An 11,262-nucleotide genomic window follows, 5' to 3' on the forward strand; every position below is an offset into this window, starting at 1 on the left:
ATCCGCCGAACTACTGCTGAACATTCTGCACAACGACATGCAAGTCATCGTGGAGCGCTATATGACCGCGCAGCGCAAGCAGATCGTGGCCGCGTTCGAAAACTGGTGGGACAAGTACCGCGTGACACTGACCGAGATTGAGGGCAAGCGGGATGAAGCGGCACAGGTTCTGCAGGGGTTTTTGAAGGGGTTAAGGTATGTCTGAAGCAGAAACAACTAACGCGTCGGACTTTCTTTCAGTTCCCTTGGGCGAGATAGCTCATATAGAGATGGGGCAGTCACCGGACTCTAGGTACGTAATCGATGACCCCTTTGTCGGGCATCCATTTTTGCAGGGTAACGCAGAGTTCGGAGCGGTATTTCCTGAGCCAAAGTACGGATGTCTGCGGCCTGCGAAGCTATGCAAGGCGAATGATGTGCTTATATCCGTTCGCGCCCCAGTTGGCGCCGTGAATCTTGCAGATCGCGATTACTGCATTGGCCGCGGCCTCGCGGCCATCCGAGTTAGGGGAATCAAACCTTCTTTGGTCGGTGAAGTAATTGCACGACAGTCTTCAGCACTTCGACGCGTCTCGCAGGGTACAACGTTCGAGGCGGTCAACAAGAGTGACTTGCTGACGCTTTCCCTCAAACTCCCCCCGAAAAATGAATGGGCGCATGTTACGGGAATCCTCGATACCCTCGACACCGCCATCCACGAAACTGAGGCGATCATCGCCAAACTCAAGGCCGTCAAGCAGGGCCTACTGCACGATCTGCTGACACGCGGCATCGATGCCAACGGCGAACTGCGCCCGCCCCAAGCCGAGGCGCCGCATCTCTACAAGCCGTCGCCACTGGGGTGGATTCCGAAGGAGTGGGATGTCGAGAGCATTGCCAAGGTATGCTCGGATGTAGTTGATTGTCCCCATTCAACACCGCATTTCCAGGAGCAAGGTGTTCTCGTTGCCAGGACGATGCATATCAAGGACGGGATCTTCCTCGAATCGCTGGCTTCTCGTGTTTCTGAACTTCAGTATCACGACAGAATTACTAGGCTGGAGCCGCAAGGAGGCGATTTGATCTTCACTCGTGAGGCACCGGTTGGCGAAGCGTTCATTGTTCCTTCTGAAATGCGAATTTGTCTCGGTCAACGGGTCATGTTGCTCAGGCCAAAGAATGGCAAATTGGTTGCGGATTACCTACTTGCTCAAATCTACTCTGGAGCTGTTAAGGATCGAATCGGATCGTTGACCTCTGGGACAACGAACCCTCATCTCAACGTTTCTGAGGTCAAGGATTTCAAGATTCCCGTCCCTCTTTTTGATGAGCAGCAACTCATTGCTGATCGGATGCAATCGCTAGAAACGCGTCTTCGGTATGAGACCGACGAACAGCAGAAGTTTGTGGTTTTGAAATCTGGTCTCATGGACGACCTCCTCACCGGTCGCGTCCGCGTTACACCATTGCTGGCCGAAGCCGCCCAACAACAAGGGAGCGCCTGATGGGGTGGGAACTTGATGACGTCGAAAAACCGTTCGTAGCTCAGCTGCAGGGACTCGGTTGGGCCTATAACGCGGGCAGTCTCGATGACCCGGCAGTCACTGGTCGAACCAGTTTTGCCGAGGTGATTCAGGAGGGGCTGCTGCGCGAACAATTGCACGCGCTGAACCTGGGGCCTGACGGTGCCCCCTGGTTGGATGAGGCGCGACTGTCGGAAGCCGTGGCGGCCATCACAAAGCTGGGCACCCACAAGCTGATGGAGGCTAACGAGAAGGCGACAGCGCTGTTGATCCGTGGCCTGACGGTGGACGGCCTACCCGGCTGGGACGGTGGGCGCGGCCAGACCATCCGCTACATCGACTGGGAGTCCCCAGCCAATAACCGCTTCACGGTGATCAACCAGTACCGCGTCGATTGCCCGCCCGGCTTCAACAGCGGCAAGGCCTTCATCGTGCCCGATCTGGTGCTGCTGGTGAACGGCATTCCGCTGGTGGTGGTGGAGTGCAAAAGCCCGTCCGTGCCTGAGCCGCTGGCCGAGGCCGTCGATCAGCTGCGGCGCTACAGCAACCAGCGCAAGGCCGCCTTCGAGGTGGACGACAATGAGGGCAACGAGGCGCTGTTCGCCACCAATCAGTTGCTGGTGGCCAGTAGTTTCGACGAGGCGCGGGTGGGCTGCGTGGGCGCGGCCTTTGAGCACTATGCCCAATGGAAAACGGTGGTCGGCCCGGAGGGTTCAGGTGGCGAGATTGAGGTGGCGCAGGCGCTAGGCAAGGCGGCAATTTCCGAGCAGGAACGTTTGATCGCCGGGCTGCTGGCCCCCGCGCATTTGCTGGATGTAGTGAAAAACTTCATGTTGTTCATGCAGACCGGCGGCCAGACCATCAAGACGGTGTGCCGCTACCAGCAGTACCGGGCAGTGAACCGGGCGATTGCCCGCCTCAAGACTGGCCAGACGCGGCTGCAGAACGGCGAACACGACAAGCGTGGCGGCATCATCTGGCACACCCAGGGCTCGGGCAAGAGCCTGACCATGGTGTTTCTGGTGCGCAAGATGCGCGCAGACGCTGACTTACGGCGCTTCAAGGTCATCGTTGTCACCGACCGCAAGGACCTGCAGGGCCAGTTGTCGGTGACCGCCACGCTGACCGGCGAGGTGGTAGATGTGGCCGAAAGCACGGCGGGCGTGAAAGCGCTGGCACGGCGCAAAGGGCCGGGGCTGATTTTTGCCACGATCCAGAAATACCGCGACCAGGACAGCGCAGGTGATGCCCCGTTGACGAAAGACGATTTGCCGAAGGTGGAAGAGCCGAAGGCCACCTACAAACCCGACGAAAAGTTTGAGGTGCTGAACGAGGACGACAGTATCCTCGTGCTGGTGGACGAGGCGCACCGCACCCAGGCGGGCGACCTGCACGCGAACCTGCTGGCGGGCCTGCCCAACTGCGCGCGCATCGGCTTTACCGGCACGCCGATCATCATGGGCGATAAGAAGCGCACCCACGAGATCTTTGGCGAGTTCATCGACAAGTACACCATCAAGGAAGCCGAGGCCGACGGTGCCACGGTGCCGGTGCTCTACGAGGGCCGCACGGCCAACGGCGCGATCAAGGACGGCGCCAGCCTCGACGAACTGTTCGAAGACCTGTTCCGCCAGCACTCGCTGGAGGACCTGGAGGCGATCAAGAAAAAGTACGCCACCAAGGGCCACATCTTTGACGCCCCGGCGCTGATAGCCGACAAAGCGCGCGACATCCTTCGCCACTACGTGACCAACATCCTGCCCAACGGCTACAAGGCGCAGGTGGTGGCGTACAGCCGGTTGGCGGCGATTCGCTATTTCGAGGCCCTGCGATCAGCCCGCGATGAGTTGCTGACCGAGGCCCACGCGCTCTCGCCTGAGGACAAGGCGCTGGATGACGAGGCGCTGTGTCAGCGCCCTGTGAGCGTGCAGGCGGTGGTGCAGGCCTGGCGCTACCGCGACACGCTGACGCGCATTGAATTCGCGCCCATCATTTCGGGCAGCAACAACGATGACCCGGTCTGGAAGCAGTGGACCGACGGCGTAACGCACGAGCAGCTGATCAAGCGCTTCAAGAAGCCTTTGTTCCATGCCAAACCAGAGAAGACTGACCCGCTGGCCTTCCTGGTGGTGAAATCGATGCTGCTCACCGGCTTTGATGCACCCATCGAGGGCGTGATGTACCTTGACCGACCGATCCGAGAGGCGGAACTGCTGCAGGCGATTGCCCGCGTCAACCGCACCGGCTTCGGCAAACGCTGTGGCATCGTGGTGGACTACTTCGGCGTGGCGCAGCATTTGAAGGAAGCGCTGGCGGCTTACGCCGATGAGGACGTGGAAGGCGCGCTGGCCAGCCTGAAGGACGAGGTGCCGGTACTGCGCGACCGGCATCTGCGCGTGGTAGATCTGTTCCGCCAGCGAGGCATCGAGTCACTGGACGACACCGAAGCCTGCGTCGAGGCATTGGGCAGCGAGAAACTGCGCGCCGAGTTTGCCGTCAAGCTCAAGGCCTTCCTGGGATCACTCGACTCCGTGTTGCCACGACCGGAAGGGTTGCCCTATTCTGGCGACGCCAAACGCCTGGCCTACATCTACGCTCGCGCCCGCAACCGCTACAAGGACACGCCGGTACTGGGCAAGGACGTCGGTGCCAAGGTACGCAAGCTGATCGACGACCATGTGATCTCGCTCGGTGTCGATCCGAAGATTCCGCCTATTCAACTGACTGATGCTGCCTTTGAGAAGCACCTGCAGAAAACAGCCCGTGAAGCGGGTGTTGCAGCCAGTCGTGCAGTGGCTTCCGAAATGGAACACGCTATCCGTTCGCACATCCGCAAGCATATCGATGAGGACCCTGTGCTCTACCGCAGGCTCTCGGAGCGTTTGAATGAAATACTGAAATCCTTGGGCGAGCAGTGGAATGAGGTGATCTCGCAACTACAGGAGATCATCGACGAACTGCGCTCGGGCAAGGCAGGCAGTGCCGATGCCCCAAGCGACTTGCCCGAGCATTGCGCGCCCTTCCTGCGCACCGTGCTGGACGTGGTGTGTGCTGGCCAGACGCCCACGGCAGCCGAGTTGCTGCGGCTGAAGGATGTGACCGTGGAGCTGGTGGACCTGCTGGTGCAGGAGCTGCAAGGCAACCGTGATATTTGGAGCCCCCATAAACGTGCGGCGCAAGAAGACCTGAATACGCAACTGTTCGAGCACTTGATGCGTCTACGGCCACCCTTGGTGGACACCGACAAGGCGGGTGTGCTGGCCGACAAGTTGATGGAGCAGGCGCGCGCCAGTCACGACAAGCTGGTGCAGGTGTAAAGCCATGTTGTCGCCCCTGAAATCTACCCACCACCACGCGGAAAGCTCTGCGACTGTGGCAGAGGCTTGCATCCAGGTGGACGACTTGCAGTTCACGATACGGCGCAGTGCCCGGCGCCAGACGATGCAAATCACCGTGGAAAGAACGGGGGAACTGACTCTGAGCGCGCCGCCCGAGGTGGGCATCGACCAACTCCGCGAATTTGTCAGCGAGAAGCGCTTTTGGATCTACACCAAGCTGGCCGAGAAGGATCGGCTGCAACGCCAGGTGCCGCGCAAAGAGTTCGTTGGCGGCGAGGGCTTCCTGTATCTCGGGCGCAGCCATCGGCTGAAATTGGTCGACGACCAAGACCCCCCCCTGAAGCTGGTGAATGGCCGCTTTGCGCTGCGCCATGATGCGCAGGCAGGCGCACGGGAGCACTTCATCCGCTGGTATAGCGAAAAGGCTCGGATCTGGCTTTCGGGCCGGGTGGCCGACTACCAGTCACGCATGGAGGTGGCACCTGCTGGCGTGAAGGTGCAGGACCTCGGTTATCGCTGGGGTTCTTGCGGAAAGGGCGACTGGCTGTACTTCCACTGGAAAACGATCTTGCTGCCAGCCCGTATCGCGGAATATGTGGTGGTGCATGAGATTGCCCACCTGCACGAGCCACACCACACCCCTGCCTTCTGGCTACGCGTTGAGCGCGCAATGCCCGACTATGCGCAGCGAAAGGCCTGGCTGGCCGAACATGGAATTGATGTTGAGGGGATATAAGAAAACATGGCGGACTATTTCACCAGTGACCACTTCAAACTGCTGAATAAGTGGAAGGGGCAAAAGCGCGACGAATCCAACCCCGAGCAGAACCGCGCCTACAAGGAACTGAAGAAGGCCTACGAGGTGACCGAGGCGTGGGCCGACGAGGTGAAGACCAAGTTGTTCCCGACGGGTGTGGTCAAGGTTCGCAAGCGCCCGACCAATCAGGCGAATTCCTTCCTGCCGTACAACTGGGCGCGAATCTACCCGGCAGCGGATTCGCCCAAGGAACTGGCTTATACCGTGGGAATTGGGGCCGATGATGGCTTTGTGGTCAAGATCGACACGGTCGGGCTTAATGAAGACGCACCCGAGCGTCGTGACTACCTTGCACTGCGCGGCGGCTACGACAACGGGTCGCCCATCGTCGCCATGCTTCCGGCCTCGGAAGGACTGGGCAAATCGCTGGCTGAGCTGGTGGATTGGAGCATCGAGGCCATTCGCAAATTCCGCGTACGTTATGACGAGCTGGTGACCCAGCTGGATTTGGTTGAAAAGCTGAGTGATGAAGATCTGCTCAAGCACTTCGATGGCAAGCCTGCTTTCAAAACCTTCCGAGCTTCATGGTCGCCGCAAGACAATGGGACGTTTTGCAGACTGGCCAGAGCTGTTCACGCAGCGGGACTGGACTGGTGGCACATGGGCAAAGGGATTCAAGTGCGCTTTGGCCGCAAGAACCCTGGCAGTGAGCGAGCGATCGGCGTGCTCGGTGTGATCCGTGGCACCCGGATTAGGAAGTTATCCTGGTTACGCAATGTCGGTGCGGTGCCCAAGTTGAACCGGGAGCCACTGACCGATGATCTGGTGGCCAAAATTGAAGCCGCTTTGGTCGCCGAACGCGAAACCTTGGACGAGTGGTGGGTGTTGGAAACCGAACGCCCAGGACTGTGGCCTTATCAACTTCGAGATGACCCTACGGAGCCCGACGAGGAATCTGATGATGAGGAGCCGCCAATGGATACAGCCGTTTCGCAAGCCTTCAATCGTATTTACTACGGGCCGCCGGGGACAGGCAAAACTTACGAGGTATCCAAGCTGCTGCGGCGGGATTATGAGCAGGCAATGACCTCGGTGTCCGCTGCGGAATGGCAGAGCCAATTTATCGCTGACAGGATTGCTCCACTGAAATGGTGGGAAGGTGTCGTCCTGGCCTTGGTTGATCTGGGAGGCAAGGCGAATGTCAGCCAGCTGTTGGAACATCACTTTATTGATGCAATTTCGAGCATGAAAGGACGGAAGCAGAATGTGCGGCAAACCATTTGGGGCACATTGCAAGAGCGCACAATCGAGGAGTCAACGACGGTTAAGACTAAATTGCGCTTTAGCCCACAGGTTTTCGACAAGAGAGAGGAGTCTGTTTGGCAACTGGCCGGTGAATGGGAAGAAGCCTGCGCCGACCTCGTTGCCTTGCTCAAGGAGTACCGGGCTGGTGCCCAGTCTTCGGAAATCCTTCGTCACTACAGCTTTGTCACGTTCCATCAATCGTACGGCTATGAGGAGTTCGTGGAGGGGCTGCGTCCCGTGCTGGATGACGATACTGAGTCTGGTGCGATCAAGTACGAAATACGCCCAGGCGCATTCAAGGATCTGTGTCGCAAGGCACGCCTCGCACCGGACCAGCGCTTTGCGATGGTCATCGACGAAATCAACCGGGGCAACATCAGCAAGATCTTCGGTGAATTGATCACGTTGATCGAACCTGACAAGCGTGAGGGTGCGGAAAACGCCATTTCGGTCACGTTGCCGTACTCGGGCGAATCGTTCTCGGTGCCACCCAACGTTGACATCATCGGCACGATGAACACAGCGGACCGGTCGCTTGCCCTGCTGGATACGGCGCTGCGTCGCAGGTTCGACTTTGTGCCTGTGCTGCCGGATGCGCGTGATGAGGCGGGTGCGCCACTTTTTGGCCTGCGGGTGACATTGGGTGGGCAGGTGGTCGACATCCCGCGAATGCTGTCTGTCATCAATCAGCGTGTCGAGGCACTTTACGACCGTGATCACTGCATCGGTCATGCTTACTTCACATCGCTTGCACAGGTCCCTGACGGAGACGAACGGCTCGTGGCGTTGTCGCAGCTCTTCAGTAATCGCATCGTCCCCTTGCTCGAGGAATACTTCTTCGAAGACTGGCAAAAAATTCGGCTTGTGCTGGCAGACAACCAGAAGCCCGAGGCGGCGCGGTTTGTGATTGAGAGCCAGGATCATGAAGAGGATCTGGCGCGCTTGTTCGGCAGCGATCATGGCCTGGACACCTATGCCACCAAGCAGCGCTACGTGGTTCAGGATGCGTCTTTCACTAATCCAGATGCCTACATCGGCATCTATCAGACGCTGCCAGCCTCATGAATGTCTTGACGATTTACGAGTTTGACGCCTTGGCAACAGCGGGGGCTGACTCCTCGGGCATCGAGGGTGTGCACATTGTTCCGACCGATGTATTTGGCTGGCTTGAGGAGCAATGCCTACGGGCTGCAGACGCTGGAGATGCCGCTTGGCTGCGATGGACTCAACGCCGAGGTCGTCGTGTCATACAGGTGACCAGCTTTGTCGGCGTCATCCGTGCTCCAGATGGATACCAGATAGAGGTGTTGCCGAAGGTTGGCAAAGCTATCGGTGGTGGCGCTGTCGAGACGCGTCAGTTGCTGATTGAAATGCTGTGCTGCCTGCATGGTTTTCGGCATGTCCTTACCGATAGTGCCAAACTTTCTGCGGCGCGGATGCCGCTACTGGAAATTTTCATCAGCGAGTTTTTGCGCACTGTCGAGCACATCGTCAAACGTGGGCTACGCAGCGACTATCGCCAGCGTCAAGACAATTTATTTGCCTTGCGTGGCAAACTCTTGATGTCGCCTCATTTGCGGCAAAACCTGTTCCGGGCAGACCGATTCTTTACCGAGCACGATGAGTTTTCGACTAACCGACCAGAGAACCGACTGCTACACGCGGCGTTACAGCGCGTGTTGATTCTGACCGGAACGCAGGCCAACCAGCAGCTGGCCCGAGAGCTGGATTTCGTATTTGCGGATGTGCCGCCTTCCACGCAAACTAGGATCGATTTCCAGCAGGTGCGACTGGATCGTGGTATGGGCCACTACGCCGATGCCCTCGCATGGGCGAGGCTTATCTTGGACGGGGAATCACCCCTGACCGGTTCTGGCCGCCACAGCGCTCCATCATTGTTGTTTCCGATGGAGGCTGTCTTTGAAGCCTATGTGGCCAAGCATCTTCCACGACAGTTAGCCACTTCGCTCATTCTGAAAACTCAGGCACGAAGTCATCATCTGGTGCGCCACTGCGAACAGAATTGGTTTCGGTTGAAACCGGACTTGTTGGTTAGAAATTCGGATCGCGATTTACTGGTACTCGACACCAAGTGGAAGCTACTGGATGGACTGAAGTCGAACGGAACGGATAAATATGGCTTGTCACAAAGCGACTTCTACCAGTTGCAGGCCTATGGATTGAGTTATCTCGATGGTGCCGGGGATGTTGTGCTGATCTACCCCAGAACGGGGGCCTTCGCCGACCCGTTACCTGTGTTTGATTTTCCGAAAACCAGCGGGATGCGCCTTTGGGTGCTGCCGTTTTGTCTTAAGGAGCGTTGTCTGAAGCTTCCAGCGTTCTCGCAACTGCAGTCGATCTTCGTGGAGTAAAACAGCACACAGCCTTGGCCGGTGATTTCAATACAGTGCCGGTTTGAGAGCATTACGAATGAAAGATAAGAAGAGGGCACTTAATCTTGACAAATCAATTGTCGACCAACTGACCGCGCATCCTGATGAGAAATTCATGGTCTGACAGATTGCCGGGCAATGTAGCGCAGGAGAAAGTGGGTAATATGTCCAGCACACCGTCTGGCAGGACTATAAAGACCAAAAAACCCTGACCATTGCTGGCAGGATAAAAAGCAAGTTTGAACGTGCTCAACCAGTGTATTCTTCATTGGGTTGCACTTCGTTCTTGAGCGCGCCGGGCTTCGCGTAAGTTTTCGTACCATTGGACTTTACACCCCATTCATGTTGCGCTGTATCTTATGTATGCTTAGTCATACATTGAGTACGGAGGTGCATCATGTCGTCTGTATTGACTATCAGAGCGCCAGAAGCTGTTCAGCATGATTTAGAATCGTTGGCGGAAATGACCGGACGTAGCCGGTCTTGGTTGGCTATGGAGGCTATCAAAGAGTACCTGGAAAGGGAGCAATGGCAGGCATCCCAGATTCATGTTGGGCTTGTAGAAGCTGATGCCGAAGATTTTTCCAGCACAGAGGATGTTGCGGCTGAGTTCGACAAATGGGCTTCGCGTGCAGATTAAGTTTGTTCGTAACGCTTTGCGTGACCTTGGTGATGAAGCGGCCTTAGTCAGCTATTTCCAAGCGACTTTTAATACGGTCCAATCTTTCCCGAATTCTGTCAATGCTGTGTCGGTCATGGATAACTTCAGCATAATTACCCGCTTCGTCACGGGCAATGCGGGTAAGCCCTGTCTCTATACCGCTTAATCTCGCCAAGATTTCGTGGTCACGCCCACGGGCGGCATCCAGCTCAGCCCGGATTTTTCCGAGTTGTTCCAGTACCAAATTGTCTTCCATTTCGCGCACCCTATGTCTGATTCACTCTAACGTCCATTGCGACTCGCGCCACCCCGGAGAATGAAAGAGAATGGGAGCGGGTGGCGGCGGATTGAGATCGCGCGAAATTTTGGTGACTTGATCCCGTTTCTAACGGGACCCGCCGGGCCGACTCGTACCCCGGATTGCCTCCATGAGAGCGCACATTAAGAGGACCGCCTGTGGCTTGCTGCAGGCAGGTTGATTCGGCATCGGCATCCGTCGCCTCCCACGTTTTCAGTATAGATGGAGAGGAAAGCCAATGGAACTGAAACCCATTTTTCAACGTGTGATCGGCCTGGATATTCATCAGGCACAAGTCACGGCCTGTGCCATCATAGGCAACCCGGATGGCACTGTGGAGGTAGAGCGCCGTCAGTTTGGCGGCTTCAAGAAAGACCGCCGGGCCTTGGCGGATTGGTGTGCGACCTGGCAGCCGGATGCAGTGGTCATGGAGAGTACCGGGATTTACTGGAAAAGTCCCTATGCGGCTTTGGAGCAGGTCGGCATTCGTGCCCAGGTCGTCAATGCCCGTCACGTCAAACAGGTGCCCGGGCGCAAAACCGATGTTGGCGATGCGGAATGGCTGGCCATGCTGGCGCGCGCGGGCTTGTTACGCGGTTCCTTTGTCCCGCCAGCGCCACTGCGGGAATTACGCTTGATTGCCCGCCAACGCCAGAAGTTGGTCGGCATGCTGGCCTCCGAAAAGAACCGGCTACACAAGGTGCTGACCGACGGGGGGATCCGCCTGGGCGGGAGCTATAGTCAAATCTGGTGTATGAGCATTTTCTGACATAGATCAGGCGGCGGTCTGTTGATCATCCGGCAGGGTGAGGTTAGCCGGTATGCCATCGATAAATTTCACCCCTGCAAAAAGCTGCAGGACTTTCTCTGGAGCATAAATCCCAATCCAGCGTTTTTCAGCCTGCTGCAGCATCTTGAAACCCAATCCCAGAAAGCTGCTGCGTGATACACAGTTCTTCGTCCGGGTAGTCCGGTGGCGTACCGTAGCGAAGGTGGACTCAATGGCAT

Annotated in this window: 7 protein-coding genes and 2 pseudogenes; 7 read left to right on the plus strand and 2 right to left on the minus strand. The window is 57.3% G+C overall.

Annotated features, from left to right (window positions below):
- Window positions 1-197 precede the first annotated feature (197 nt).
- From BLW97_RS00700 to BLW97_RS00730, 6 genes are all read left to right on the plus strand, one after another.
- The gene (locus BLW97_RS00700) at window positions 198-1,484 is read left to right on the plus strand and encodes a restriction endonuclease subunit S (RefSeq protein ID WP_075322027.1); all 1,287 of its coding nucleotides are present in this window, start codon (window positions 198-200) and stop codon (window positions 1,482-1,484) included.
- A complete protein-coding gene (locus BLW97_RS00705; RefSeq protein ID WP_075322028.1) occupies window positions 1,484-4,819 on the plus strand; it encodes a type I restriction endonuclease subunit R in 3,336 nt (1,111 codons plus the stop codon). The genes BLW97_RS00700 and BLW97_RS00705 overlap by 1 nt, the downstream gene beginning before the upstream one ends.
- A gap of 4 nt (window positions 4,820-4,823) precedes the next feature.
- The gene (locus tag BLW97_RS00710) at window positions 4,824-5,576 is read left to right on the plus strand and encodes a M48 family metallopeptidase (RefSeq protein ID WP_077218158.1); all 753 of its coding nucleotides are present in this window, start codon (window positions 4,824-4,826) and stop codon (window positions 5,574-5,576) included.
- A gap of 6 nt (window positions 5,577-5,582) precedes the next feature.
- On the plus strand, window positions 5,583-7,967 hold the full coding sequence (locus BLW97_RS00715) for an McrB family protein (protein WP_075322029.1): 2,385 nt from the start codon (window positions 5,583-5,585) through the stop codon (window positions 7,965-7,967).
- Between the two features lie 5 nt (window positions 7,968-7,972).
- Window positions 7,973-9,274, plus strand: coding sequence for an McrC family protein (locus BLW97_RS00720; RefSeq protein ID WP_207650533.1), 1,302 nt, complete (start codon window positions 7,973-7,975; stop codon window positions 9,272-9,274).
- Window positions 9,275-9,692: 418 nt separating this feature from the next.
- Complete coding sequence (locus tag BLW97_RS00730) at window positions 9,693-9,935, plus strand: CopG family ribbon-helix-helix protein (RefSeq protein ID WP_075322032.1); 243 nt, start codon at window positions 9,693-9,695, stop codon at window positions 9,933-9,935.
- A 43-nt stretch (window positions 9,936-9,978) separates the two neighbouring features.
- Here BLW97_RS00730 and BLW97_RS00735 read toward each other — a convergent pair whose 3' ends face one another.
- Entirely contained in the window at window positions 9,979-10,212 is a 234-nt protein-coding gene (locus BLW97_RS00735) for a hypothetical protein (RefSeq protein ID WP_075322033.1), read from the minus strand.
- Between the two features lie 280 nt (window positions 10,213-10,492).
- On the opposite strand from BLW97_RS00735, the pseudogene BLW97_RS00740 reads away from it, so the two are divergent.
- Window positions 10,493-11,002 (plus strand): annotated as a pseudogene (locus BLW97_RS00740) (IS110 family transposase); the annotation flags it as partial.
- Window positions 11,003-11,029: 27 nt separating this feature from the next.
- Here BLW97_RS00740 and BLW97_RS00745 read toward each other — a convergent pair.
- Window positions 11,030-11,262: pseudogene (locus BLW97_RS00745) on the minus strand (IS256 family transposase); the annotation flags it as partial.

Origin of the sequence: Acidithiobacillus albertensis (genome assembly GCF_001931655.1) — a bacterium.
Lineage (GTDB): Bacteria > Pseudomonadota > Gammaproteobacteria > Acidithiobacillales > Acidithiobacillaceae > Acidithiobacillus > Acidithiobacillus thiooxidans.